The organism is Pseudomonas sp. ACN5 (genome assembly GCF_002303975.1).
GTDB lineage: Bacteria > Pseudomonadota > Gammaproteobacteria > Pseudomonadales > Pseudomonadaceae > Aquipseudomonas > Aquipseudomonas laurylsulfatiphila.
The window spans coordinates 177,858-203,500 of the sequence record NZ_MRCP01000008.1; the positions used below are offsets into that span (position 1 = coordinate 177,858).

Here is a 25,643-nt window from a genome sequence, read left to right on the forward strand (position 1 = left end):
CGGCTGAAAGCGCATCATAGCGCAACGCGGTTGTACGATCACCACCGCCCCATGTAGGAGCGAGCTTGCTCGCGATGGAGGCTAACGATAACGCGTGCTTTCTGAATAAACGCGGCGCTTTCAAGTCCATCGCGAGCAAGCTCGCTCCTACAAGGAATCGGGGGTATTTACGCGGTCACGGCCTGGTCCACCAGATGGCCATTCTCGATACGAACGTGCCGCGGATGGAAGCGCTTGAGGCTGCTGCGATGGCCGACGCTGACAATGCTCAGCCCCGGCAATTCATCGATCAGCGCCTGGTACAGCGTGGCCTCGTCTTCTTCGTCCATCGCCGAGGTCGCTTCGTCCATGTACAGCCATTGCGGTGCATAAAGCAGCGCACGGGCAAAGGCCAGGCGCTGTTGCTCACCCGGAGACAACATGCGCTGCCAGTGGTTGGCTTCGTCGAGACGGGCAATCAGGTGCGGCAAGCGACAGGTTTCCAGCACCTGCACGTAGCGCTCGTTCGGATAGGTATCGCCGGGCTGTGGATAACTGAGGACATCACGCAGGGTGCCAATCGGCAGATACGGTTTTTGCGGCAGGAACAGGTAACGCGCCGATGGCAGGCGAATACTGCCGTGGCCGGCCGGCCACAGATGTCCCATTGCCCGCAGCAGGGTCGACTTGCCACTGCCGGAACGACCGCTGAGCATCACACGCTCGCCCTCCTCCACGGTCATGTCGGTGTTGGTCAGCAGGTGACGACCGTCCGCCAGGTCGAGGCCGAGGTTGTGCACCTTCAGGACGGAGCCCGAATTCTGCACGTCGATCGCTGGCGCACGCTCTTCGTTGTCACGCATGGCCTGGTGGAAGCTCAGCAGACGATCGCAGGTGGCGCGCCAGGAAGCGAGGCTCTGGTAGGCACTGATGAACCAGCTGAAGCTTTCCTGCACATTGCCGAACGCCGAGCTGATCTGCATCAGTTCGCCCAGTTCGATCTTGCCGGAGAGGTAACGCGGCGAGGCAACGATGAACGGGAAGATGATGGCTGCCTGGCTGTAACCGGCGGTGAAAAACGTCAGGCGCTTGGACACCTTCATGATGTCCCAGAAGTTATGCCAGACCATCCCGAAGCGACTGCTCAACCGACGATTTTCGTTCGGCTCGCCGTTGTACAACGCGATGCTTTCGGCATTCTCGCGAATCCGCACCATGGAGAAACGCAGGTCGGCTTCGAAGCGTTGTTGTTGGTTGTTCAGACCGATCAGGCGACGACCGATCAAATGCGTCAGCCAACTGCCCACCACGGCGTAGACCAGCACGCACCAGAACATGTAGCCGGGAATGGTGATGCCGAACACTTCGATACTGCCCGACACGCCCCACAGGATGATCGAGAACGACACCAGGCTGACGATATTGCGCAGCAGCCCGATACCCAGTTCAAGGGTGTTGGAGGTGAAGTTGTTGAGGTCTTCGGAAATCCGCTGGTCCGGGTTATCGGTGTAACCGCCCTGCTCCAGCTGGTAGTAGTTTTTGTCCGCCAGCCAACGGCTGAAATGCTTTTCGGTGAGCCACGCCCGCCAGCGGATCGTCAGCATCTGCGTCAGGTAGAGCCGATACACCGCGCCGATGATCGCCACCGCCGCAATCGCACAGAAATACAGGATCAGTTGCCAGAACGCTGCCTCGTCCTTCTTTTGCAGGGCGTTGTAGAAGTCCTTGTACCAGGTGTTGAACCACACCGAGATCCCCACGCTGATCAGCGACAGCGCAATCACCGCGATCAGCAGTGTCCAGGCCTTGACCTTCTCTTCACTGCGCCAGTAAGGCGTGATCATCGCCCACACTTTGCGAAAAAACTGCCCGCGCACGGCGTCGTTGACCGCGGAATACTCAGCGTTCTGATTCATGGATAAGGCTCGATAAAGAAAAGAACACGCACGGACCGATCATAGATGATCGGTCCGGTTTGTCGCGAGATACGGCCCGCATTCGTTCAGCGCAGGTTCAGCGGCGAACGGGGCGCTTCTGCAGTTTGCGCTGCAGGGTGCGGCGGTGCATGCCCAGGGCGCGGGCAGTGGCGGAGATATTGCCTTCGTGCTCGGTCAGCACGCGCTGGATGTGCTCCCACTGCAGGCGGTCCACGGACATCGGGTTTTCCGGCACCAGGCTGTCGAGGTCGGCGTGTTCGGACAGCAGCGCCGCCAGCACGTCGTCGGCATCCGCCGGTTTGCACAGGTAGTTGCAGGCACCGCGCTTGATCGCCTCGACGGCGGTGGCAATGCTCGAATAACCGGTGAGGATCACCACGCGCATTTCCGGGTCCATTTCCAGCAACTTGGGCAACAGCACCAGGCCCGAATCGCCGTCCATTTTCAGGTCCAGGGCGGCGTAATCCGGCAGATCGGCCTTGGCCAGTTCCAGGCCTTCTTCGGCGGAACCGGCGGTGCTGACGCGAAAACCGCGACGGGCCATGGCGCGGGCCATGACGCGGGTGAATGTGGCGTCGTCATCGACCAGCAACAAATGCGGCAGTTCTTCGCCTTCGACTTGGATCTCTTCACTCATGTTCGTCTCCTCGGGCGACACGGGGAAGGCGCAGCTCGGTGAGTGTGCCGCCTTCCTCATGACTGTAGAGTTTCACTGAGCCGCCGGCGCGTGTCACGCTGGCCTTGCTCAAAAACAGGCCCAGGCCGAAACCTTTGCCCTTGGTGGTAAAAAACGGTTTGCCGATTTGCTCGGCGATGGCCAGCGGCACACCGGCGCCATGGTCACGGATGCTGATGGTGAGGTTTTCCCAATCCCAGTCCAGCGTCACCTGCAGCCCTTCGGGGCAGGCATCGGCGGCGTTGTTCAGCAGATTCAGCAACGCCTGGGTCAAATCCGGCGGCGGCGCCATACGAGGTACTGCGCCCTGACCGAGGCGCTGGAAGCGATAACTGGCTTCCGGACGCATCAGGTGCCAGCGATTGAGGGCTTCATCAAGCCAGTCGGTGACGTCCTGCATCTCCACCGCCAACCGGCGATTGGCCTCTGCGGCGCGCACCAGATGTTGCAAGGTCTCTTTACACAACTTGACCTGATCCTGCAGCACGCTCAGGTCATCCTGCAACATCGGGTCAGGGTGGTCCTGACGCATTTCCTTGAGTAGCACACTCATGGTCGCAAGCGGCGTGCCCAGTTCATGGGCGGCGCCAGCGGCCTGGGTGGCGACGGCCAACAGTTGCTGATCGCGCAGGCCTTCTTCGCGACGAATGGCGCGCAGCTCTTCCTGACGACGCAGTTCTTCGGCCATGCGCGCGGCGAAAAACGTGATGACCGCAGCCGCAAGGGCAAAACTCAACCACATCCCGTACACCTGCAGGTTTTCCCGGGCGATGGGGAAGGTTTGCAGCGGATAGAACTGCGCCAGCAGCAGTGTGTACATTGTCAGCGCGATACCCGAGAGGATCACCGAATAACGCCATGGCAACGTCACGGCGGCAATGGTCAGCGGCACCAGGTAATAGGAGACGAAGGGGTTGGTCGAGCCACCGGAGAAGTACAGCAATGCGCTGTGGATAAACAGGTCGCAAGCCAGTTGCACGGCGTATTCGAGCTCGGTCACCGGCCACGAGGTACGCAGGCGAATCGCTGTGAACACGCACAACAGCATCGAGCAAGCGAGGGTCGCCGCCAGTTGAAACCAGGGCAGAGGCAACAATTCGAGCCAGTAGGCCAGGCCCACGGAACCGGCTTGGGCGGCCAGCACCAATGTGCGGATGAATGTCAGCCGCCAGAGGTTCTGGCGAGTGGCGGAAGTGATTTGAACGGGGGCGAGCATGAGCTCTCCTGATGAGCGCTCCAGGCGGATCGCAGGGAGTATAACCAAGCGCGGGGGCTGACAGGCAAAAGTGCGGCAAAAGGACACAGAGAAGCAGCTACAAGTTTCAAGCTGCAAGCCACAAGATAAAAGCTTGTAGCTTGTAGCTTGAAACTTGCCGCTGCTCCATAGAGTCTGATGGTTTCACGCAGGTCCGGACCATACCCCTGCGCACCTTTCAAGGAGCCTTCATGCACACATTCCGCCGCAGCGCCGCCCTCCTCGCCCTGAGTCTCGGCACCGTCGCCAGCCTCCCGGTCCTGGCCGCCGACGAACTGCATTACAACCAGATTTCCCTGCGCGCCGAAGTCAGTCAGGAAGTGGCTCGCGACCTGATGATCGTGACGCTCTACACCGAAGAACAGAACAGCGACCCGGCCAAACTCGCCGCCGACGTCAGCACCACCATGAACAAGGCGCTGGCCCAGGCCAAGCAGGTCAAGGACATCACCCTGCGCCAGGGCAGTCGCAACAGCTACCCGATCTACGACACCAAGGGCCAGAAAATCACCGGCTGGCGTGAGCGCGCCGAATTGCGCCTGGAAAGCCCGGACTTCGCCGCGCTCTCGAAGCTGACTGGCGAGCTGCTCACCGACCTGAAAATGGGCGGCATGGACTTCGCCATCGCTACCCCGACCCGCAAGGCCAGCGAAGATGCCCTGCTCAAGGACGCCGTGGCTGCCTTCAAGGCCCGCGCCCAACTGGCCACCGATGCCCTAGGCGGCAAGGGCTACAAAATCGTCAACCTGAACCTCAACAGCAACGGTTATCCACAGCCTTACCTGCGCGCGCCGATGATGATGAAAGCGGCCGCCATGGACGCCGCCCCCGTGACACCGGATGTCGAAGCCGGCACCAGCCAGGTCAGCATGACCGCCGATGGCTCGATTGAAGTGCTGATGCCTTGAATCGATAGCCCGTAGACAAAAACGGCGATCATTAAAACGATCGCCGTTTTTTTTGGCAGTTTTCAGGCATGAGCTATAACTGGATAGGTCCACCCGAGAAATGCCGTCGATTGGCCACTATCGGTGCAACAATAACCACTCTTATTCACGCCATGCCCACCCCGCAATCCGGGGTATGAATAAGTAACACCCCGCCCCACGCGGGAGCAACCCGAGTCAGGCGCGCACTGTAAAAGTGCGTCACTTGCACCGTAAAAACGCCGCGCAAACGGTCAAATGCGTCAGGAATTACACAAATGCGACATTAAGGTACGTTCGTGCCACCGTTTAAGGCTTGTAGTCACTCTGGATCTTGCATTGGGTATGGCCCCTGCATAAGTATCCGCAGGCACGACTCACGAGGTCGTCCTCTAATTCCAAAAATGACAACAAATCATGAGGCCACCATGCTTAAACAAGCGGTCATTCCGTTTTTAGTCGGCGCCAGCCTGTTGGCTAGTGCACCGTTCGCTCAAGCTGCGACTAACCTGGTGTTCTGCTCCGAAGGGAGCCCGGCCGGTTTCGATCCAGGTCAATACACCACCGGAACCGACTTCGACGCCTCTGCAGAAACCATGTTCAACCGCCTCACCCAGTTCGAGCGCGGCGGCACCGCTGTCATTCCAGGTCTGGCGACCAGCTGGGACGTCTCCGATGACGGCCTGACCTACACCTTCCATCTGCGTGAAGGTGTGAAGTTCCACACGACCCCGTACTTCAAGCCGACTCGTGAGTTCAACGCCGACGACGTGCTGTTCACCTTTAATCGCATGATTAACAAGGATGACCCGTTCCGCAAAGCGTACCCGACCGAATTCCCGTACTTCACCGACATGGGGATGGACACCAACATCACCAAGATCGATAAAGTCGACGACAAAACTGTCAAGTTCACCCTCAAGGACGTTGATGCCGCGTTCATCCAGAACATGGCCATGAGTTTCGCCTCGATTCAGTCCGCCGAGTACGCCGCCCAACTGCTCAAGGAAGGCAAGGCCGCCGACATCAACCAGAAGCCGGTCGGCACTGGCCCGTTCGTGTTCAAGAGCTACCAGAAAGACTCCAACATCCGCTACACCGGGAACAAGGACTACTGGAAGCCTGACGACGTGAAGATCGACAACCTGATCTTCGCCATCACCACCGACCCGTCGGTACGTATCCAGAAGCTGAAGAAGAACGAGTGCCAGGTCACCCTGTTCCCTCGTCCGGCCGACCTGAAGGCGCTGAAAGAAGACAAGGACCTGAAACTGCCTGACCAGGCCGGTTTCAACCTGGGCTACATCGCCTACAACGTGATGCCCAAGGTCAAGGGTCAAACCGATGCCAACCCGCTGGCCGAGCTGAAAGTTCGCCAGGCACTGGACATGGCGGTCAACAAGCAACAGATCATCGACTCCGTGTACCAGGGCGCCGGCCAACTGGCCGTCAACGCCATGCCACCGACTCAGTGGTCTTACGACACCACCATCAAGGATGCGCCGTACAACCCTGAGAAAGCCAAAGAGCTGCTCAAGGAAGCGGGCGTGAAAGATGGCACCGAAATCGTGCTCTGGGCGATGCCGGTACAGCGTCCATACAACCCGAACGCCAAGCTTATGGCAGAAATGCTGCAGTCCGACTGGTCCAAGATCGGCCTCAAGGTCAAGATCCAGAGCTACGAGTGGGGCGAGTACATCAAGCGTTCCAAAGGTGGCGAGAACCAGGCGATGCTGATTGGCTGGAGCGGTGACAATGGTGATCCGGACAACTGGCTGAACGTGCTGTTCGGCTGCGACTCGCTGGAAGGCAACAACTTCTCCAAGTGGTGCGACAAGAAGTTCGACGACATCGTCAAGCAGGCCAAGCGCACGTCCGACCAGGCCAAACGCACCGAACTGTACAAGCAGGCGCAACACGTCCTCAAAGATGCAGTCCCAATGACACCTATCGCTCACTCGACGGTGTTCCAACCTATGCGCGCCAACGTGCAGGACTTCAAGATCAGCCCATTTGGCTTGAACTCCTTCTACGGCGTCAGCGTCAGCAAATAAGGTTTTGCAACGGCGACGTTTCTGACGTCGCCGTTGCTTTATCTACCGAGCAAGCAGGAATTTGCCTACATCCAAATCCGCAGCTGATTACAGCATCGGGTGAGGACGCGTCGCCATTTCCTACGAGTCTTTAGGACTCTACGCATTTACTGCCGGACCCGCGGCTCATACCGTCGGGATCCGACCAGTGCATGCGTGGGTCATCGGTTAATGCTGCGTGCATGGCTTGAACTCAATGATGCCTCTACGTCTACGGACGGGACGACGGCTCATTGACAACACTTTGAGAGAAAAGGGAGCGTTATGCGCCATACATTGGTTTTATCCGCATTGCTGGGCACCGGCCTGTTGGCCGCCACTTCCATCAGCCAGGCCGCCAACAACAGCCTGGTATTCTGCTCCGAAGGCAGCCCCGCCGGTTTCGACACGGCGCAGTACACCACCGCGACCGACAACGACGCCGCCGAACCGCTGTACAACCGGCTGGCAGAGTTTGAAAAAGGTGCGACCAACGTCGTACCAGGCCTGGCCACGAGCTGGGACATCTCCGAGGACGGCCTCAAATATACCTTTCACCTACGCGAAGGGGTGAGGTTTCATACTACCAAATACTTCACGCCGACCCGCGACTTCAACGCAGACGACGTGCTGTTCACCTTCAATCGCATGCTCGATCCGCAACAACCATTCCGTAAGGCTTATCCGACAGAGTTTCCGTACTTCAACGGCATGAGCCTGAACAAGAACATCGCCAGGGTCGAAAAGACCGGGCCACTGACCGTGGTCTTTACGCTCAACAGCGTGGACGCCGCGTTCATCCAGAACATCGCCATGAGCTTCGCCGCCATCCTGTCGGCCGAATACGCCGACAAGCTGTTGGCCGAAGGCAAGCCGAGCGACATCAACCAGAAGCCGGTCGGCACCGGGCCATTCGTGTTCAAGAGCTATCAGAAAGACTCGAACATCCGCTACACCGGCAACAAGCATTACTGGGCTCCTGACCGGGTCAAGCTCGACAACCTGATTTTCGCCATCAACACCGACGCCTCGGTGCGCGTGCAGAAACTCAAGGCCGGCGAGTGCCAGATCACCCTGCATCCGCGCCCTGCCGATGTGCCCGCACTGAAGAACGACACGGCCCTGCAATTGATCGAAAAGCCTGGCTTCAACCTCGGCTACATCGCCTACAACGTGCGCCACAAACCGTTCGACCAACTTGAAGTGCGTCAGGCGCTGGACATGGCGGTAAACAAGCAGGGCATTCTCAATGCCGTTTACCAGGGCGCGGGACAACTGGCGGTCAACGCCATGCCGCCGACCCAATGGACCTACGACGACACGATCAAGGACGCCGCCTACAACCCGGAGAAAGCCAGGGAATTGCTCAAGGCTGCCGGCGTCAAGGAAGGCACTGAAATCACCCTCTGGGCCATGCCGGTCCAGCGTCCTTACAACCCCAACGCCAAGTTGATGGCCGAAATGCTCCAGGCTGACTGGGCGAAGATCGGCCTCAAGGTCAAGATCGTCAGCTATGAGTGGGGCGAGTACATCAAGCGCACCAAAAATGGCGAGCACGACATCAGCCTGATCGGCTGGACCGGTGACAATGGGGATCCGGACAACTGGCTGGGCACGCTCTACAGCTGCGACGCCATTGGCGGCAACAACTACTCGATGTGGTGTGATCCTGCCTACGACAAGCTGATCAAGCAGGCCAAGGTCGTCACCGACCGAGACCAGCGCACCCTGCTCTACAAACAGGCACAGCAGTACCTCAAGCAGCAGGTGCCGATCACGCCAGTCGCCCACTCAACGGTCAACCAGCCGCTGAGCGCCAAAATCGAAGGGTTCAAGGTGAGCCCGTTCGGCCGCAATGTGTTCTCGGGTGTCAGCATAGAAAAATAACCGATTAGCCAGAAATGCAGGGGGGCGGATTTTCCGCCCTCACGCAGACGCTTTGCCGTCTTTTGCCAATTTGGCCGACAGCAAACGTTTGCGATGCCGTGAATGAGTTCTAAACCAATAGCCGGATCACAAAAAAAGACCGGCATAAAAAAAGAAAGTAAGGAGCTTTACCCATGAAACTGAGCAGTACCGCGTTATTGGCCCTGGCCATCAGCAGCGTAACCGCCACGGCTTACGCAGAAACCCAAAGCCAGGCTTTCACCCCGGTTACCGTGAACGAGAAGAACGCCCAAAGCGAAGCCACCGGTTTTGTCGAAGGCCAGTCGATCACCGGCACCACGCGCAACTGGTACGCCAATGAACAACTGAAACGTGGTGCAAAATTCAAATACAACGATCACGGCACGCTGACCGATACCGATCGTCGTATCAACTGGGTCCAGGGCACCATCGTCAAATACAACTCGGGTTTCACCGAAGGGACAGTCGGTTTCAGCACCGAAGTGGCGGCTTACAACGCCATCGCACTGGACCAGGATCGTAAAGACCTGGCATCCGGCAACGGTGGCGCACCGGGCACTCGTCCAAGCGCAGGCAACAACCGGACCCTGACCAAAGAAGGCGGCGACGCTCAAGGCCAGTGGAGCAAACTGGGCCTGGCCAACGTCAAGGCCCGTGTCTCCAACACCACCCTGACCGCCGGCCGCATGAACTTCAGCAGCCCGATGGTCGACGTGATCGGTAACCGCGCACTGCCTTCGAGTTTCGAAGGTGTGGCCATCCACAGCGAAGAGCTGAACAACCTGGCCTTCGACCTGGCCACCTTCGATCGCAACTCACCGCGTACCGAAGAAAGCCAGCGTAAATTCCGCACCGAATACGCCAACGGCATCGTCGAGACCGATCACGTCTACACCGGCGGCCTGACCTACACCCCATTTGCCAGCCTGACCACCAGCCTCTGGGCGACCCAGGCGGAAGACATCTGGAACCAGTACTACTTCGGCGCTTCCCACGTACTGGGCGACAGCCAGGTACTGAGCCTGACCACCGGCCTGAACTACTACAAAACCCAGGACACCGGTAAGGCCCTGATCGGCTCTATCGACAACGACACCTATTCCCTGTCGTTCGGCCTGACCCACCAGGCGCACACCCTGACCCTCTCGTACCAGGAAGTGAACGGCAACGAGTACTTCGACTACCTGCACGAAACCAACGGTATCTACCTGGCCAACTCCCTGCTGTCGGACTTCAACGGCCCGAACGAAAAATCGTTCCAGGTTGCCTACGGTCTGAACATGGCCGAATACGGCGTGCCAGGCCTGAAGTTCAATATCTACCAGGCGCGTGGCTGGGGTATCGACGGCACTCACTACACCGGCAACGGCGGCGTGCCTGGCAAGGGTTACGACGGCATCCAGTCCCAGGATGGCGAACACCACTATGAATACGGCATCGGCGCGACCTACGCCGTGCAGAGCGGCCCACTCAAGGCCACCACGATCCGCGGTACCTACACCGCTCACCGTGCCAGCGAAAACCAGGCTGACGGCAGCATCAACGAGTTCCGTCTCGTGACCACGGTTCCGTTCAACATCCTGTAATGCGCGCGCCTGACGGCTGATTCAATGACGAATCGGCCGTTCGGCTTTTGTCCTTTAACTGATTGCAGAGGGTTCTTGATGAAAATGCTTCCCCTACGTGCGGCCATCGCGGCTGCTTTGCTCAGTGTCGCTGTCGGCGTCTCGGCCAAACCCTTGGTGGTTTGCACCGAAAACAGCCCCGAAGGCTTCGACATGGTCCAGTACACCACTGCAGTCACAGCCGATGCGGTGGCCGAAACCATCTTCAATCGCCTGGCGGACTTCAAGCCCGGCACCACTGATGTGATTCCGGCACTGGCCGAATCCTGGGACATCAGCGAGGACGGTCTGACGTACACGTTCCACCTGCGTAAAGGCGTCAAGTTCCACACCACCGAATACTTCAAGCCGACCCGCGACATGAATGCCGACGACGTGGTCTGGAGCTTCCAGCGCCAGCTGGACCCGAATCATCCGTGGCACAAACTGTCGAGCGTGGGCTTCCCGTACTTTGAAAGCATGGGCTTCAAAGAGCTGCTCAAAAGCGTCGAGAAAGTCGACGACAACACAGTCAAGTTCACCCTGACCCGTCGCGAAGCGCCGTTCCTGGCCGACATCGCCATGGCGTTTTCTTCGATCTACTCCGCCGAATACGCCGACCAGTTGCTCAAGGCCGGCAAGACCGGCGATCTGAACAACAAGCCCGTCGGCACCGGCCCGTTCGTCTTCCAGCGCTACAACAAGGATGCCCAGGTGCGTTTCAAGGCCAACCCGGACTACTTCCGTGGCAAGGCACCGGCTGACTCATTGATCTTCGCCATCGCCACCGACAACAACGTGCGCCTGCAGAAGCTCAAGGCCAACGAATGCCAGGTCGCGCTGTACCCGAAACCGGACGACATCCAGAGCATCAGGAAAGACACCAACCTCAAAGTCGACGAACTGAACGCGATGACCGTTGCGTACATCGCCATCAACACCACTCACAAATACCTGAGCGACGTGCGTGTGCGTAAAGCCATCGACATCGCCTTCGACAAGGAAGCAGCCGTCAACGCGCTGTTCGGCAAAGGCAATGCGACCGCGGCGGTCAACCCGTTCCCGGACACTCTGCTGGGCTACAACCACGACCTGAAGAACCCGCCCCGTGACCTGGACAAGGCCCGCGCCCTGCTCAAGGAAGCCGGCGTACCAGAAGGCACGGTATTCACCCTGTTCACCCGTAACGGCGGTGGTGCCACCAACCCGAACCCGATGCTCGGCGCGCAGATGATGCAAGCCGACCTGGCCAAGGTCGGGATCAAGATCGACATCCGTGTGATGGAATGGGGCGAGATGCTCAAACGCGCCAAAAACGGCGAGCACGACATGGTTTCCGCCGGATGGGCGGGCGATAACGGCGACCCGGATAACTTCCTGACGCCTATGCTCAGTTGTGAAGCGGCCAAGAACGGAGAAAACTACGCGCGCTGGTGCAATGACAAATTCCAGGCGCTGATCGACCAGGCCCGGGAAAAAACCGATCCGGCCGAACGTGCAGCACTCTACGAGCAGGCCCAGGTTATTTTTAACCAGGACCAGCCATGGATCAGCATGGCGCACACTAGAATGTTTACCGCGATGCGCAACAACGTAGAGGGCTATCACATTAGCCCCCTCACCACGAACAACTTCGCCACCACCCAGGTGAAGTAGATAAGAAAACTCCCGGCATTCCTGACGCAGGGATGCCGGGCACGCCTAACCGGCTGATGAGGTACACCTTACGATGTTTAGTTTTATTGCCCGCCGACTGGGGTTACTGATCCCCACGTTTTTCGGCATCACCTTGCTGACATTCGCGTTGATTCGCATGATCCCTGGCGACCCCGTGGAAGTCATGATGGGCGAACGCAGAGTCGACCCGGAAATGCACGCTCAGGCAATGGAACGCCTAGGTCTGAACAAACCCCTGTATGCCCAGTACCTGGATTACATCGGCAAACTGGCCCACGGCGACCTCGGCGAGTCCCTGCGTACCCGTGAAAGCGTCTGGAACGAATTCACTTCCCTGTTCCCCGCGACCCTGGAGCTGTCCATGGCCGCCCTGTTGTTCGCCGGCATCTTGGGCCTTCTGGCCGGGGTGATCGCGGCACTCAAGCGAGGATCCCTGTTCGACCATGGAGTGATGGGTATCTCCCTGGCGGGATACTCGATGCCGATCTTCTGGTGGGGCCTGATCCTGATCATGTTCTTCTCGGTGAGCCTGGGCTGGACCCCGGTATCCGGACGGATCGACCTGCTCTACGACATCGAGCCACGCACCGGCTTCATGCTGATCGATACGCTGCTGGCCAACGAGCCGGACGCCTTCTTCGACGCCCTGCACCACCTGATCCTGCCGGCCATCGTGCTGGGGACCATTCCGCTGGCGGTGATCGCGCGGATGACCCGCTCCTCGATGCTCGAAGTACTGCGTGAAGACTACATCCGCACCGCCAAGGCCAAGGGCCTGTCGCCGTCGCGCGTGGTGTTCGTGCACGGTCTGCGTAACGCGCTGATTCCGGTACTGACCGTGGTCGGCCTGCAAGTCGGCACCCTGCTGGCCGGTGCGGTCCTGACCGAAACCATCTTCTCGTGGCCCGGCATCGGCAAATGGCTGATCGAAGCCATCGGCGCCCGGGACTATCCCGTCGTGCAAAACGGCATCCTGTTAATCGCCTGCCTGGTGATTCTGGTCAACTTCGTAGTGGACATCCTCTACGGCTTTGCCAACCCACGCATCCGTCATCAGCGCTGAGATCATGACCATGACCACTCCAATTCCATCGGTAGCAGTCGATCAAAGCCTGCTGTACCCGTCTCCGTACAAAGAATTCTGGCAAGCGTTCTCCAAGAACAAAGGCGCCGTCGCCGGCCTGATGTTCATGTTGCTGGTGATTTTCTGCGCCATCTTCGCCCCGTGGGTCGCCCCACACGATCCGAGCGAGCAGTACCGCGATTTCCTGCTGACTCCGCCAGCCTGGCTGGAAGGTGGGCAACTGCAGTTCCTGCTCGGTACCGATGAACTGGGTCGCGACCTGCTGTCGCGCCTGATTACCGGCTCGCGCCTGTCGCTGCTGATCGGTTTGTCGTCGGTGGTGATGTCGCTGATCCCGGGGATCCTGCTGGGTCTGTTCGCCGGGTTCTTCCCCCGCGTGCTCGGCCCGACCATCATGCGCCTGATGGATATCATGCTGGCCCTGCCGTCCCTGCTGCTGGCCGTGGCGATCGTCGCCATCCTCGGCCCTGGCCTGATCAACACCGTGATCGCCATCGCCGTGGTGTCGCTGCCGTCCTACGTTCGTCTGACCCGCGCCGCGGTGATGGGCGAACTGAACCGCGACTACGTGACCGCTGCGCGCCTGGCCGGTGCCGGTCTGCCGCGCCTGATGTTCGTCACCGTGCTGCCCAACTGCATGGCGCCGCTGATCGTTCAGGCCACCCTGAGTTTCTCTTCGGCGATCCTCGATGCCGCCGCACTGGGCTTCCTCGGCCTTGGCGTACAACCGCCAACCCCTGAGTGGGGCACCATGCTGGCTTCGGCCCGCGACTACATCGAACGCGCCTGGTGGGTGGTGAGCCTGCCTGGTTTGACCATTTTGCTCAGCGTGCTGGCAATCAACTTGATGGGTGACGGCCTGCGCGACGCGCTGGACCCGAAACTCAAGAACGCCGCCTGAGGAGATTCCCATGTCACTGTTAGAAATCAAGAATCTCAACGTTCGCTTCGGCGACAAGAACGCCACGCCCGTGGTCGACGGCCTCGACCTGAAAGTGGACAAGGGCGAAGTGCTGGCCATCGTTGGCGAGTCCGGTTCCGGCAAGTCCGTGACCATGATGGCGCTGATGGGCCTGATCGAGCACCCCGGCATCGTTACCGCCGACTCGCTCAGCTTTGACGGCAAGGACATGCTCAAGCTGAACAATCGCCAGCGTCGACAGATTGTCGGCAAAGACCTGTCCATGGTCTTCCAGGACCCGATGACCGCGCTGAACCCAAGCTACACCGTGGGCTTCCAGATCGAAGAAGTGCTGCGCCTGCACCTGAAAATGTCCGGCAAGGCGGCCCGCAAGCGTGCCATCGAACTGCTGGAAAAAGTTGAAATTCCGGGTGCAGCCAGTCGTATGGACGCCTACCCGCATCAACTGTCCGGCGGTATGAGCCAGCGTGTCGCGATTGCCATGGCGATTGCCGGCGAACCGAAACTGCTGATCGCCGACGAACCGACCACAGCACTCGACGTGACGATTCAGGCGCAGATCATGGACCTGCTGCTGGCGTTGCAGAAAGAGCAGAACATGGGCCTGGTGCTGATCACCCACGACCTCGCCGTCGTGGCCGAAACCGCCCAGCGCGTGTGCGTGATGTACGCCGGCCAGGCGGTCGAAGTCGGTCAGGTGCCGCAACTGTTCGACATTCCGGCACACCCGTACAGCGAAGCGCTGCTCAAGGCGATTCCGGAACACAGCCTGGGGGCCTCTCGCCTGTCGACCCTGCCGGGCATCGTTCCCGGTCGCTACGACCGCCCGCAGGGTTGCCTGCTGTCGCCACGCTGCCCGTACGTGAAAGACAACTGCCGTCAACAACGTCCGGCCCTTGACCAGAAAAGCAACAGCCTCGCTCGCTGCTTCTACCCGCTGAACCAGGAGGTGGCGTAATGGCCGTCGTTCTTACCGCCCGCGACCTGACCCGTCACTACGAGGTGTCCCGAGGCCTGTTCAAGGGTCACGCCACCGTGCGCGCCCTCAACGGCGTGTCGTTCGAACTGGAAGCCGGCAAGACCCTCGCTGTCGTCGGTGAATCCGGTTGCGGCAAATCCACGCTGGCCCGTGCCCTGACCCTGATCGAAGAGCCGTCCTCGGGTTCCCTGAAAATCGCCGGCCAGGAAGTCGCCGGTGCAGACAAGGCTCAGCGCAAGCAACTGCGCAAAGACGTGCAGATGGTGTTCCAGAGCCCTTACGCCTCGTTGAACCCACGGCAGAAAGTCGGTGATCAGTTGGCCGAGCCACTGTTGATCAACACCAACCTGAGCGCTGCGGAACGTCGTGAGAAAGTCCAGGCGATGATGAAGCAGGTGGGCTTGCGTCCCGAGCACTACCAGCGTTATCCGCACATGTTTTCCGGCGGCCAGCGCCAGCGGATCGCCCTGGCTCGCGCGATGATGCTGCAACCCAAAGTGCTGGTGGCAGACGAACCGACCTCGGCGCTGGACGTGTCGATTCAGGCACAGGTGCTCAACCTGTTCATGGATCTGCAGCAAGAGTTCAACACCGCCTACGTGTTCATCTCCCACAACCTGGCGGTAGTTCGCCACGTGGCCGACCATGTGATGGTGATGTATCTGGGTCGCCCGGTGGAAATGGGCACGAAGGAGGACATCTACTCCCGTCCCCTGCACCCCTATACCCAGGCACTGTTGTCGGCGACGCCAGCCATCCACCCGGATCCGGACAAGCCGAAAATCAAGATCGTCGGCGAGTTGCCCAATCCGCTGAACCCGCCACCGGGCTGCGCCTTCCACAAGCGCTGCCCCTACGCCACCGCGCGTTGCAGCACTGAAGAGCCGGCCCTGCGCTTGCTCGACAACCGCCAGGTGGCTTGCCACTACGCCGAGCAATTCCTCGACGGCGCGGCATAAAAAAACGCCTCGGTCATTGGGGCGCGCTTGAATCAGGCAAACCCCTTCTCTTGCGATTGCGCATCAATCGACGGAGGAGGGGTTTTCTTTTGTTTGCACAAGCGCACGGCCATTTCTGACAGTTACGCACGCCCAGCTGCTTTGTTTGAATCCTGTCGGAGAGTCATGTGTCACGTGACACAAGGCGTAGACCCGGAAACATTCAAACTACAGGGACAGGTGCAAGCATCATGGAAATTCAAGCAACAGACGAAAACGCTGGTCAACTAGACCCGGCATTTGGTGTTGTTGGCCAGATCCGGCCCAATTTTCTGGCCGGCTCGGTCAGGGCCGTTGTGTTATCGGGTGAAGGTGAACTGACCTACGCCACTCGGCAGGGAGAGGGTTTCACTGTGTACCGCACCGATTCTGACGGTATCAAGGACAAGGCGTTTGGCAATGACGGGAACACGGGGGAGTGGCAGTTCGTCAGCGGCAAGAAGGCAAGTCCGTCGCGTTTGCTACTGCAAGAGGATCGCAAGATCCTGGTGATCGGTGATACCCGGGAACCCGACGGTATTGGCCGGGCAGCACTGAGACGTTTTCATGCCAACGGCAGCCCTGACCTGGACTTCGGCAGTGTCGTCATTCCTGTAGCACAGCATGATTATTCCCAAGTGGCGTTGATCGACGGCTGTCTGCAGGGGGATGGAAAAGTGCTTGTGGCGTTCAGCTATTTCATCAGTGACTCCGAAGGGGCACTGCTGGTTCGCCTGCACAGTAACGGCGAACTCGATACCGGTTTCGGCAACAACGGTTTTGTCGAGATCGAAACCGGGGGCGACTTCATCCGGCTTTGCAGCGTAGTGATTCAAGAGGGAAAAATCGTTGTTGGCGGAACCACCGCGTCCGGTCAGCTCGTTCTTGCACGATTTGATCTGGAGGGGCAGGTCGATAGCCAATTTGGTGTCGATGGTTTTACTTTCCTGGCATCAACGGATGGCTCACTCAAAATGAGTCAACTCATCGCACAGGCAAATGGCAAGCTGGTATGTGCCGGCGGTTTCCAGGAGAGCCTGGGCATGGCGATGAGGTTTACCGCGGACGGTCACCCCGATAAGGAGTGGAATGGCGGACTTCCTGTATTCACCAACACCGGTCCTGAAACCTTCTGGCGATCCCTGGCCCAGCAGCCGGACGGCAAGATTGTCGTGGTTGGTTACAACCGGGCACTCCATATTATCGCTGGCAGGTTGTTGCCCAATGGAGACTATGACACCCACTTCGGCGGGACTGGGGCCGGGTGGGTTTCTTTTGGTCCTTCAGGAGGATTGCCGTGGGATGTGAAGGTCCAGAGCGGTGCTCGCATTATCGTGGGCGGCGAGGCTTTCATCGAAGCAGGGAATCGCGGCCCGGTCGTCTACGGGCTTCAGGCCTGATCCCGCTCTCGACGGCGCGGCATAAAAACAGTGGGAGCGGGCTTGCTCGCGAAGGCGTCATGCCAGTCAGTATCAATGTCGACTGACAGACCGCTTTCGCGAGCAAGCCCGCTCCCACAGGGTTGGAGTTGTAACCAGAACCCCCTTCTACCTCGATTGCCTATCAGTCATGCTCCCCATCGAGCGATTACGTCTGGCTGTCGCCTTCTTCATCGGAGTCCGGCTCGTCGGTGGTCGAGTCATCGTCGTTGTCAGCACCACCCTGCCCCAGATCTCCCGGTTCCGATTCGGATTTGGCAAGCATCAACCCCGCGTATCCCGCTTGCCCGCTCGAAGCCTGCTCCCCGTGATCGATGCACTCGGCCCACGCCGTCGACGTCCCGAGCGATAGCATCACCAACACCTTCAACAGCAGTAAAACGCGAAACAACCTGTTCATAGCCGATTCCTTCCTTTCGTGGAGTGCCTGTCTGGCGCTGAGTGAAATCTAGTTCCGATCAGCCGGGTTCTCCAGATTGGACGCTCACGAGCGAGCAGAAATGCGCTCGGTAGAAAGACTGGTTTCAAATAAACCCAATAGCCGGATCAACTAAGCGAAACAGTCCGCCGAGGCTGCCCTTCAAGACTGTCTGGAGCGCGAGGGCGGGTAGCCTGATAAATCATGGGTATGGACAGCAGCGCCAGTGCCGCACTGACCAGCCACACACTGTGCCCGCCAAAGTGACCGTACAACTGACCGCCAAGCATCGGCGACAACAGCGCACTCGCACTCCAGCTCATGAAAAACACGCCGAAGTACTGTCCGCTTTTTCCACGTTGCGCATGCTGCATGACCCGTGCATTCAGTGGTGGCATGAACAGCGCCTCGCCCAATGTCCAGACCACCGTCGACAGACAGGCATAGAACAGCCCGGAACCCAACGGCAACATACCGAGCCCACAGGCCAGCAACAGACTGCCCGCCACCAGTTGGCGACGCGTACCCCAGCGTTCACCCCAATGGGTCAACGGAATCTGTAACGACACCACCAATACGGCATTCAATGCGAACTGCCAGCCGATCGCTTCGGTGCTCAGGCGATAGTAATCACGCAGGTAGTTACCCAGCGTGCTGTAGACCGTGTCGAATGCCATCCCCAGCAAGACCGTCGTCGCCAATAACCAGAGAAAGGGTTTGTCGCGATACGGCACGCATGAGCCTGAACCGGTATCAGGTTTCTCGTCAGACACCAGCACCGGTCGGCGCCATGTCGTGCGGACAAACCAGAGCAAGGCCAACAGGGTCATGGCTGCACTGGCGAAGAACACCCAGCGAAAATCGGTCTGCGCCAAAACGCCGCCGGCCACCCCGGCAGCGGCCATTCCGAGGTTCCGGGCTACCCGGCTCAAGGCCTGTGCCCGGGAACGCTGCACAACCTCGCAATACTCCATGATCAGCCGCTGATGCAGCGTACGGATCGCCCCGTCGACGGCCCCGCTGAGCGACAGCAGCCCGGCCAGCAGCGGCACCTGCGTAACCAGCCCGAGCAGGATCAGCACCCACATCGACACAAAGAACAGCGCCGCGGTGAGCCGTGCCGTGCGCACATGGTCACTGAGCAAACCACCGAGCATCGAGCCGATCAGCAATCCAGCGCCATAGGCTGACAACAGCCAGCCAACGGTTTCAATAGCCAGCCCCAGTTCCTGACGCAGGTACAGCGCCATGAACAACTTGACCATGCTGCTCAGTCGATTGATGAACAACAGCGCCGCGAGCACCCAGGCCATCACGCCGAAATAGCCGTCCAGCCTCAGTAGATGAGTCAGCCGATGCGTCATTCCCTTGATCATCAAGATGGCCGCTGATTGCGAAATGTGTCTTGGACACTAAACGCCAACGACTGACTTGTCGCGGGCAAATCTCCCCATAGGGAAAAACCAGAGGCAGGCTACAAATGCGAAGGAAAAGACCTACATATTCGCCTCCAGCGCGAAATCAATCCAAAAAATGTTCATCACGCAATCCCGGGAAACTGTAGGAGCGGCCGGTCGACGCTCGATTGCTGGCGATGGGCTCAAGTGCGCCACGTTTATCCAGTTTGCGCGTCATCGTTAAAGTCCATCGCGAGCAAGCTCGCTCCTACAGAAGAGAGAAGAGCAAAAAAAGCCCACTGCTTTCACAGTGGGCTTTCGGGTGTCGCCATTCAGCGCTTAATGATGCTCGCGGGTCGCGCGGAATTTCACGTCCGGCCAGCGCTCTTCCATCAGTGCCAGGTTGACCCGCGTAGGCGCGAGGTAGGTCAGGTGACCGCCGCCGTCCAGTGCCAGGTTTTCCACAGCCTTGTTGGAGAATTCCTCAAGCTTCTTCTTGTCGCTGCATTCGATCCAGCGCGCGGAATAAACAGTGATCGGCTCGTAGGAGCACTCGACCTTGTATTCCTCTTTCAAACGGCTGGCGACCACATCGAACTGCAGCACACCGACGGCGCCGAGGATGATGTCGTTACTGCGTTCCGGGAAGAACACCTGGGTCGCGCCTTCTTCGGCCAACTGCTGCAAGCCCTGGCGCAGTTGCTTGGATTTCAGCGGATCCTTCAGGCGCACGCGGCGGAACAGTTCCGGGGCGAAGTGCGGGATGCCGGTGAAGCCCAGGACTTCGCCTTCGCTGAAGGTGTCGCCGATCTGGATGGTGCCGTGGTTGTGCAGGCCGATGATGTCGCCGGCAAACGCCTCTTCCAGTTGCTCACGCTCGGAGGAGAAGAAGGTCAGCGCGTCGCCGATCCGCACGTCCTTGCCGGTGCGCACATGGCGCATCTTCATGCCTTTTTCGTACTTGCCGGAGCAGATACGCATGAAGGCGATGCGGTCGCGGTGTTTCGGGTCCATGTTCGCCTGGATCTTGAAGATGAAGCCCGAGAACTTCTCCTCCACCGGTTCCACGGTGCGCTCGTTGGCCACCCGGGCCAACGGGCGCGGAGCCCAATCAACGACGGCGTCGAGGACGTGGTCGACACCGAAGTTGCCCAGCGCCGTACCGAAGAACACCGGGGTCAGCTGACCGTCGAGGAATTCCTGCTGGTTGAACTCGTGGCAGGCGCCCTGCACCAGTTCAAGCTGTTCGAGGAAACGTTCGTACTCGTCACCCAGGTGCGCACGAGCTTCATCGGAGTCGAGCTTCTCGATGATCTTGGTTTCGGTGCGCTCATGTCCGTGACCGGCGGTGTACACGATGATGTAGTCATCGGCGAGGTGATACACACCTTTGAAGTCACGGTAGCAACCGATCGGCCAGGTGATCGGCGCGGCCTTGATCTTGAGGACGGCTTCGATTTCGTCGAGCAGTTCGATCGGGTCGCGGATGTCACGGTCGAGTTTGTTGATGAAGCTGACGATCGGCGTGTCACGCAGACGGCAGACATCCATCAGGGCGATGGTCCGTGGCTCTACACCTTTACCGCCGTCGAGAACCATCAACGCCGAGTCCACTGCCGTCAGGGTGCGGTAGGTATCTTCGGAGAAGTCTTCGTGGCCCGGGGTGTCGAGCAGGTTGATCATGTGCTCGCGATACGGGAATTGCATGACCGAGGTGGTAATGGAAATACCACGCTGCTTTTCCATTTCCATCCAGTCGGAGGTGGCATGGCGGTCGGATTTACGAGATTTCACCGTACCGGCTACCGCGATCGCCTTGCCCATCAGCAAGAGCTTCTCGGTGATGGTGGTCTTACCGGCATCGGGGTGGGAAATAATGGCGAAAGTGCGGCGTTTCGCGACTTCGGCGGCCTGTTTGGTCATGGGAAATCGCCTGGCAGGTGATTCAAAAAAGGGCGCAGATTATAGCCCAAGTTGAGTCAATAACCGAACCGTTGAGCACATCAGGGGTGGCCAAACGCTGCCTTGGATGGGAACCTTTTAAAGCACGGAGACGTCCACTCCCCCGTAACGACCACTCGTCGGGGGCCTGAAACACCCGCATTTCAGCCTGACGAGGCTGTGCTCATGGCTCGATTGCCCTGCGCCAACCCCCTGTAGGAGCGAGCCCGCTCGCGATGGACTTCAACGATAACGCTGGGTACCGAATGTATGCGTTGCCTGGACGTTTTTCGCGAGCAAGCTCGCTCCTACAGTGGAACGCGCTCGGCATGAGCTGCTTCTCGCGATCATTTTTTCGGCAGCCAGGAATGGCGTTGCCACGCGAAAAAGTGTTCGCCGACTGAAAAAAAGGAGTCCGCCTGTGGCTATCCGCTATGGCAAAGGGCTGATGGGAGGCGCGCTGGTAATCGCCCTTCTGGCCCTGCTGATCCAATGGATCGGCATCAACACGATCGAACACTACCGCGACGATTTGCTGTTTTACCTGCAAGCTCATCTGATTCTCGTCCTCGCTTCCATGCTGGCCGCCCTCGTTGTGGGCATCCCCGCCGGCATCTTCCTCAGCCGCCCGAGCATGGTGGGCCGCGCTGAACGCTTCATGCAGTTCTTCAACATTGGCAACACCGTTCCGCCCCTGGCCGTCCTGGCCATTGCCCTGGGCATCCTCGGCATCGGCAGCGGCCCGGCCATCTTCGCCCTGTTCCTCGCCTCCTTGCTGCCCATCGTGCGCAACACTTATGAGGGCCTGAAAAACGTTCAGGGCTCGCTCAAGGAAGCCGCCGTCGGCATCGGCATGACCCCACGCCAGGTGCTGTGGAAAGTCGAGCTGCCGAACGCCGTGCCGATCATCATTGGTGGCGTGCGCGTGGCGTTGGCGATCAATGTCGGGACGGCGCCGCTGGCGTTCCTGATCGGCGCCAACAGTCTTGGCAGCCTGATATTCCCCGGCATTGCCCTGAACAATCAGTCGCAGTTGCTGCTCGGTGCCGCCTGCACCGCGTTGCTGGCCCTGTTGCTGGACGGCATGGTCACACTTGGCAGTCGCCTCTGGCTCGAACGCGGCCTGCGCCCGTCTTAAGCCTCGGCAAAGGAACTCTCATGAAAACAACAAGCTTTTTACTAGGCTGCGTTCTGCTGTGCGCAGGATTTGCCCAGGCCGTGGAAAAACCGTTGATCCGCATCGGCGCCCGGGTGTTCACCGAACAGACCCTGCTGGCGGAAATCACCGCGCAATACCTGCGCACCAAGGGTTACGACGTGCAAGTGACCGGCGGTCTCGGCAGCAACCTCGCCCGCAGCGCTCATGAAAGCGGTCAACTGGACATGCTCTGGGAGTACACCGGTGTGTCGCTGGTGGCCTACAACCATGTCACCGAAAAACTCGACAGCGAACAGTCCTACGCGCGGGTGAAAGAACTCGACGCACAAAAAGGCCTGGTCTGGCTCACTCCGTCGAAATTCAGCAACACCTACGCCCTTGCCCTGCCGAAAAACGTCGCTGACCAATACCCGCAGATCAACACCATCAGTGAGCTGAACAAGGTGCTGCACCAGGAGGCCAAGACCAACAATCTGGTGGCACTGGATACCGAGTTCGCCAACCGCTCGGACGGACTCGCAGGCATGGTGCAGCTGTACGACATGAACCTGACCCGCAACAACATCCGGCAGATGGACGCCGGGCTGGTCTATACCGCGCTGCGCAATGGCCAGGTGTTTGCCGGCCTGGTCTACACCACTGATGGTCGCCTCAATGCCTTCAAGCTGAAATTGCTGGAAGACGACAAGCACTACTTCCCCGACTACACCGCCGCGCCCGTGGTGCGTCAGGCCTGCCTCGATGCGCATCCGCAACTGGCCGCACAGCTCAAGCCACTGGCGGAACTGTTCGACGACAAGACCATGCGCGAGCTCAACGCGCGGGTGGATGTCGATCACCAGAGCCCTTCAGCCGTGGCCGCCGATTTCCTGCGCCAGCATCCATTGAACTGAGAAGGAGAAGTCATGGAATTCTTGAACGCCTTTTCCCATCTCGACTGGCAACAGGTGATGTATCTGACCGGGCAACACATCACGCTGGTCGGCATTGCCGTGACCCTGGCGATTCTGGTCGGCGTGCCACTGGGCATCCTGATGACGCGCTTCCCGAGCCTCGCCGGGCTTTTGCAGGCCAGTGCAACGGTGCTGCTGACGGTGCCGTCGATTGCCCTGTTCGGCCTGTTGCTGCCGTTCTACTCCAGATTCGGCCAGGGCCTCGGCCCGATGCCGGCAATCACCGCAGTGTTCCTCTATTCACTGTTGCCGATCATGCGTAACACCTACCTGGCCCTGACCAGCGTCGAACCGGGCATCCGCGAAGCTGCGCGCGGCATCGGCATGACGTTCGGCCAGCGCCTGCGCATGGTTGAGCTGCCCATCGCCGTGCCGGTGATCCTTGCCGGCGTACGCACCGCCGTGGTCATGAACATCGGTGTCATGACCATCGCCGCCACCATCGGTGCCGGTGGCCTCGGTGTACTCATCCTCGCTTCCATCAGCCGCAGCGACATGTCGATGCTGATCGTCGGCGCCGTGCTGGTCAGTGTGCTGGCGATCATCGCCGACCTGATCCTGCAAATGCTGCAACGCTCGCTGACTCCAAAAGGACTGCTCAAATGATCGAACTTCAAAACCTCAGCAAGACCTTCCAAAGCAACGGCAAGGATGTGAATGCCGTGGACTCGGTGAGCCTGACCGTCAATGAAGGCGAAATCTGCGTGTTCCTCGGGCCATCGGGTTGCGGCAAAAGCACCACGCTGAAAATGATCAACCGCCTGATCAAACCCACCTCGGGCAAGATCCTGATCAACGGCGAAGACACCACCGGCCTCGACGAAGTGACGCTGCGCCGCAACATCGGCTACGTGATCCAGCAGATCGGCCTGTTCCCGAACATGACCATCGAAGAGAACATCGTGGTCGTACCGAAACTGCTCGGCTGGGACAAACAGAAATGCCACGACCGCGCTCGCGAATTGATGAGCATGATCAAGCTCGAACCCAAGCAGTACTTGCATCGCTATCCACGGGAGTTGTCCGGTGGTCAGCAACAACGGATCGGCGTGATTCGCGCCCTGGCGGCAGATGCGCCATTGCTGTTGATGGACGAACCGTTCGGCGCGGTCGACCCGATCAACCGCGAGATGATCCAGAACGAATTCTTCGAGATGCAGCGGGCGCTGAACAAGACCGTGATCATGGTCAGCCATGACATCGACGAGGCGATCAAGCTCGGCGACAAGATCGCGATCTTCCGCGCCGGCAAGCTATTGCAAATCGATCACCCGGACACCTTGCTCGCGCACCCGGCGGATGAGTTTGTCAGCAACTTCGTCGGCCAGGACAGCACGCTGAAACGCCTGCTGCTGGTGAAAGCCGAAGACGCGGCGGACAACGCGCCCTCCGTCAGCCCGCAAACCCCGGTGGCCGAGGCGCTGGAGTTGATGGACGAACATGACCGTCGCTACGTGGTGGTGACCTGCACAGAGAACAAGGCCCTGGGTTACGTAAGACGTCGCGACCTGCACCGTCAGACCGGCACCTGCGCGCAATACCAACGCGAGTTCAACGCCACGGCGGCGTACGACGAGCATTTACGCATCCTGCTGTCGCGCATGTACGAGTTCAACCGGTCGTGGTTGCCGGTGATGGATGCCGAGCGGGTGTTTTTGGGTGAGGTGACGCAGGAGTCGATTGCGGCCTACCTGAGTTCGGGACGTTCGCGAGGGATGAAAACCAATATTGTCTCGCCGGCCGAGGCAGTAGTCGCCTGACAGCTTGCTCGGTAAAAATACAAAACCTGTGGGAGCGAGCTTGCTCGCGATGGCATTTTCACAGCCAACATCGTAGTTGACTGACATAACGCTATCGCGAGCAAGCTCGCTCCCACAGTTTATGTGCAATTTTTCAGGGATTCGCAGGTCGGAAAAAAATATCAACAGCAGCGGATGCAAAAGCTATCCGAACATACCTTTTGAAATAGCCAAATCCCCCCTCAGCCCACCTTCTCGCAGCTAACGTCGCCGATGTTGACGCCATCACACTTATCTATGACTTGGCGCACAACAGCATCGAACGTGCAGGTATTTTTAACACTTCGCAATTCTTCGGGAACATCCGACTGTCATCTGAGTCGGTTACAAAGAGTGATGCCCGCAACGCGCGTCAGAAGAGTGCAAAAACGCGACATTTTTTGTTGATCTCAAGCCCCTCACGCCCTAAAGTTCGCGCCGAACGTCCATGCTGGAAACGATCCATCCGGCTCAAGTACTGACGACGAGACAGCAAGGCCAAGGGAAAGCTGCACTTCCCATGGCCTTTTTGCTTTCGGCGACATGCCTTGGGAAGTAGGCG

General features: G+C 59.2%; 20 protein-coding genes. 14 read left to right on the plus strand and 6 right to left on the minus strand.

Annotation, left to right across the window (positions count from 1 at the left end; genetic code table 11):
• Positions 1 to 167: 167 nt before the first annotated feature.
• From BSF40_RS16845 to BSF40_RS16855, 3 genes are all read right to left on the minus strand, one after another.
• Positions 168 to 1,895, minus strand: a complete 1,728-nt coding sequence (locus tag BSF40_RS16845; RefSeq protein WP_095965914.1) for an ABC transporter ATP-binding protein/permease — start codon at positions 1,893 to 1,895, stop codon at positions 168 to 170.
• Positions 1,896 to 1,992: 97 nt separating this feature from the next.
• Positions 1,993 to 2,553: a response regulator transcription factor gene (locus tag BSF40_RS16850; RefSeq protein ID WP_007973041.1), complete on the minus strand. Its 561-nt coding sequence runs from the start codon at positions 2,551 to 2,553 to the stop codon at positions 1,993 to 1,995.
• Entirely contained in the window at positions 2,546 to 3,808 is a 1,263-nt protein-coding gene (locus BSF40_RS16855) for an ATP-binding protein (protein WP_015093476.1), read from the minus strand. Before BSF40_RS16855 ends, BSF40_RS16850 begins: the two co-directional genes overlap by 8 nt.
• A gap of 230 nt (positions 3,809 to 4,038) precedes the next feature.
• On the opposite strand from BSF40_RS16855, the gene BSF40_RS16860 reads away from it, so the two are divergent.
• From BSF40_RS16860 to BSF40_RS16905, 10 genes are all read left to right on the plus strand, one after another.
• Entirely contained in the window at positions 4,039 to 4,755 is a 717-nt protein-coding gene (locus tag BSF40_RS16860; protein ID WP_095965915.1) for an SIMPL domain-containing protein, read from the plus strand.
• A 446-nt stretch (positions 4,756 to 5,201) separates the two neighbouring features.
• The gene (locus BSF40_RS16865; protein ID WP_007973045.1) at positions 5,202 to 6,827 is read left to right on the plus strand and encodes an ABC transporter substrate-binding protein; all 1,626 of its coding nucleotides are present in this window, start codon (positions 5,202 to 5,204) and stop codon (positions 6,825 to 6,827) included.
• A gap of 303 nt (positions 6,828 to 7,130) precedes the next feature.
• A complete protein-coding gene (locus BSF40_RS16870) occupies positions 7,131 to 8,732 on the plus strand; it encodes an ABC transporter substrate-binding protein (RefSeq protein ID WP_095965916.1) in 1,602 nt (533 codons plus the stop codon).
• Between the two features lie 173 nt (positions 8,733 to 8,905).
• Positions 8,906 to 10,339: an OprD family porin gene (locus tag BSF40_RS16875; protein ID WP_095965917.1), complete on the plus strand. Its 1,434-nt coding sequence runs from the start codon at positions 8,906 to 8,908 to the stop codon at positions 10,337 to 10,339.
• A gap of 78 nt (positions 10,340 to 10,417) precedes the next feature.
• Positions 10,418 to 12,013: an ABC transporter substrate-binding protein gene (locus BSF40_RS16880; RefSeq protein ID WP_095965918.1), complete on the plus strand. Its 1,596-nt coding sequence runs from the start codon at positions 10,418 to 10,420 to the stop codon at positions 12,011 to 12,013.
• 73 nt (positions 12,014 to 12,086) lie between these two features.
• Positions 12,087 to 13,097: an ABC transporter permease subunit gene (locus BSF40_RS16885; RefSeq protein ID WP_015093471.1), complete on the plus strand. Its 1,011-nt coding sequence runs from the start codon at positions 12,087 to 12,089 to the stop codon at positions 13,095 to 13,097.
• Between the two features lie 10 nt (positions 13,098 to 13,107).
• Complete coding sequence (locus BSF40_RS16890; protein WP_095965919.1) at positions 13,108 to 14,019, plus strand: ABC transporter permease subunit; 912 nt, start codon at positions 13,108 to 13,110, stop codon at positions 14,017 to 14,019.
• A 10-nt stretch (positions 14,020 to 14,029) separates the two neighbouring features.
• Positions 14,030 to 14,998, plus strand: coding sequence for an ABC transporter ATP-binding protein (locus BSF40_RS16895; RefSeq protein ID WP_007973051.1), 969 nt, complete (start codon positions 14,030 to 14,032; stop codon positions 14,996 to 14,998).
• Positions 14,998 to 15,978, plus strand: a complete 981-nt coding sequence (locus BSF40_RS16900; RefSeq protein ID WP_007973052.1) for a peptide ABC transporter ATP-binding protein — start codon at positions 14,998 to 15,000, stop codon at positions 15,976 to 15,978. Before BSF40_RS16895 ends, BSF40_RS16900 begins: the two co-directional genes overlap by 1 nt.
• A 230-nt stretch (positions 15,979 to 16,208) precedes the next feature.
• Positions 16,209 to 17,396, plus strand: coding sequence for a hypothetical protein (locus tag BSF40_RS16905; protein ID WP_095965920.1), 1,188 nt, complete (start codon positions 16,209 to 16,211; stop codon positions 17,394 to 17,396).
• 187 nt (positions 17,397 to 17,583) lie between these two features.
• On the opposite strand, the gene BSF40_RS16910 is transcribed toward BSF40_RS16905, so the two are convergent.
• From BSF40_RS16910 to BSF40_RS16920, 3 genes are all read right to left on the minus strand, one after another.
• Positions 17,584 to 17,835 (minus strand): hypothetical protein, encoded by a 252-nt coding sequence (locus BSF40_RS16910; RefSeq protein WP_095965921.1) that lies wholly within the window; start codon positions 17,833 to 17,835, stop codon positions 17,584 to 17,586.
• Positions 17,836 to 17,981: 146 nt separating this feature from the next.
• The gene (locus tag BSF40_RS16915) at positions 17,982 to 19,217 is read right to left on the minus strand and encodes an MFS transporter (protein WP_095965922.1); all 1,236 of its coding nucleotides are present in this window, start codon (positions 19,215 to 19,217) and stop codon (positions 17,982 to 17,984) included.
• A 372-nt stretch (positions 19,218 to 19,589) separates the two neighbouring features.
• On the minus strand, positions 19,590 to 21,173 hold the full coding sequence (locus BSF40_RS16920; protein ID WP_007973058.1) for a peptide chain release factor 3: 1,584 nt from the start codon (positions 21,171 to 21,173) through the stop codon (positions 19,590 to 19,592).
• A gap of 466 nt (positions 21,174 to 21,639) precedes the next feature.
• On the opposite strand from BSF40_RS16920, the gene BSF40_RS16925 reads away from it, so the two are divergent.
• Genes BSF40_RS16925 through BSF40_RS16940 form a run of 4 tightly spaced genes read left to right on the plus strand, consistent with a single transcriptional unit; the run spans position 21,640 to position 25,063 of the window.
• Positions 21,640 to 22,329 (plus strand): ABC transporter permease, encoded by a 690-nt coding sequence (locus tag BSF40_RS16925; protein WP_172435721.1) that lies wholly within the window; start codon positions 21,640 to 21,642, stop codon positions 22,327 to 22,329.
• Between the two features lie 20 nt (positions 22,330 to 22,349).
• Positions 22,350 to 23,243: a glycine betaine ABC transporter substrate-binding protein gene (locus BSF40_RS16930; protein WP_095965924.1), complete on the plus strand. Its 894-nt coding sequence runs from the start codon at positions 22,350 to 22,352 to the stop codon at positions 23,241 to 23,243.
• A gap of 12 nt (positions 23,244 to 23,255) precedes the next feature.
• A complete protein-coding gene (locus BSF40_RS16935; RefSeq protein ID WP_095965925.1) occupies positions 23,256 to 23,909 on the plus strand; it encodes an ABC transporter permease in 654 nt (217 codons plus the stop codon).
• Positions 23,906 to 25,063, plus strand: a complete 1,158-nt coding sequence (locus tag BSF40_RS16940; RefSeq protein ID WP_095965926.1) for a betaine/proline/choline family ABC transporter ATP-binding protein — start codon at positions 23,906 to 23,908, stop codon at positions 25,061 to 25,063. Before BSF40_RS16935 ends, BSF40_RS16940 begins: the two co-directional genes overlap by 4 nt.
• Positions 25,064 to 25,643 lie beyond the last annotated feature (580 nt).

What these genes read in the sequence shown, in the direction of transcription:
- BSF40_RS16935 (WP_095965925.1), top strand. Translation starts at nt 23,256, where the DNA reads ATGGAATTCTTGAACGCCTTTTCCCATCTCGACTGGCAACAGGTGATG.
- BSF40_RS16900 (WP_007973052.1), top strand. Translation starts at nt 14,998, where the DNA reads ATGGCCGTCGTTCTTACCGCCCGCGACCTGACCCGTCACTACGAGGTG.
- BSF40_RS16880 (WP_095965918.1), top strand. Translation starts at nt 10,418, where the DNA reads ATGAAAATGCTTCCCCTACGTGCGGCCATCGCGGCTGCTTTGCTCAGT.
- BSF40_RS16845 (WP_095965914.1), bottom strand. Translation starts at nt 1,895, where the DNA reads ATGAATCAGAACGCTGAGTATTCCGCGGTCAACGACGCCGTGCGCGGG.
- BSF40_RS16885 (WP_015093471.1), top strand. Translation starts at nt 12,087, where the DNA reads ATGTTTAGTTTTATTGCCCGCCGACTGGGGTTACTGATCCCCACGTTT.
- BSF40_RS16890 (WP_095965919.1), top strand. Translation starts at nt 13,108, where the DNA reads ATGACCACTCCAATTCCATCGGTAGCAGTCGATCAAAGCCTGCTGTAC.
- BSF40_RS16870 (WP_095965916.1), top strand. Translation starts at nt 7,131, where the DNA reads ATGCGCCATACATTGGTTTTATCCGCATTGCTGGGCACCGGCCTGTTG.
- BSF40_RS16895 (WP_007973051.1), top strand. Translation starts at nt 14,030, where the DNA reads ATGTCACTGTTAGAAATCAAGAATCTCAACGTTCGCTTCGGCGACAAG.
- BSF40_RS16915 (WP_095965922.1), bottom strand. Translation starts at nt 19,217, where the DNA reads ATGACGCATCGGCTGACTCATCTACTGAGGCTGGACGGCTATTTCGGC.
- BSF40_RS16850 (WP_007973041.1), bottom strand. Translation starts at nt 2,553, where the DNA reads ATGAGTGAAGAGATCCAAGTCGAAGGCGAAGAACTGCCGCATTTGTTG.
- BSF40_RS16905 (WP_095965920.1), top strand. Translation starts at nt 16,209, where the DNA reads ATGGAAATTCAAGCAACAGACGAAAACGCTGGTCAACTAGACCCGGCA.
- BSF40_RS16875 (WP_095965917.1), top strand. Translation starts at nt 8,906, where the DNA reads ATGAAACTGAGCAGTACCGCGTTATTGGCCCTGGCCATCAGCAGCGTA.
- BSF40_RS16910 (WP_095965921.1), bottom strand. Translation starts at nt 17,835, where the DNA reads ATGAACAGGTTGTTTCGCGTTTTACTGCTGTTGAAGGTGTTGGTGATG.
- BSF40_RS16920 (WP_007973058.1), bottom strand. Translation starts at nt 21,173, where the DNA reads ATGACCAAACAGGCCGCCGAAGTCGCGAAACGCCGCACTTTCGCCATT.
- BSF40_RS16860 (WP_095965915.1), top strand. Translation starts at nt 4,039, where the DNA reads ATGCACACATTCCGCCGCAGCGCCGCCCTCCTCGCCCTGAGTCTCGGC.
- BSF40_RS16940 (WP_095965926.1), top strand. Translation starts at nt 23,906, where the DNA reads ATGATCGAACTTCAAAACCTCAGCAAGACCTTCCAAAGCAACGGCAAG.
- BSF40_RS16855 (WP_015093476.1), bottom strand. Translation starts at nt 3,808, where the DNA reads ATGCTCGCCCCCGTTCAAATCACTTCCGCCACTCGCCAGAACCTCTGG.
- BSF40_RS16930 (WP_095965924.1), top strand. Translation starts at nt 22,350, where the DNA reads ATGAAAACAACAAGCTTTTTACTAGGCTGCGTTCTGCTGTGCGCAGGA.
- BSF40_RS16925 (WP_172435721.1), top strand. Translation starts at nt 21,640, where the DNA reads ATGGGAGGCGCGCTGGTAATCGCCCTTCTGGCCCTGCTGATCCAATGG.
- BSF40_RS16865 (WP_007973045.1), top strand. Translation starts at nt 5,202, where the DNA reads ATGCTTAAACAAGCGGTCATTCCGTTTTTAGTCGGCGCCAGCCTGTTG.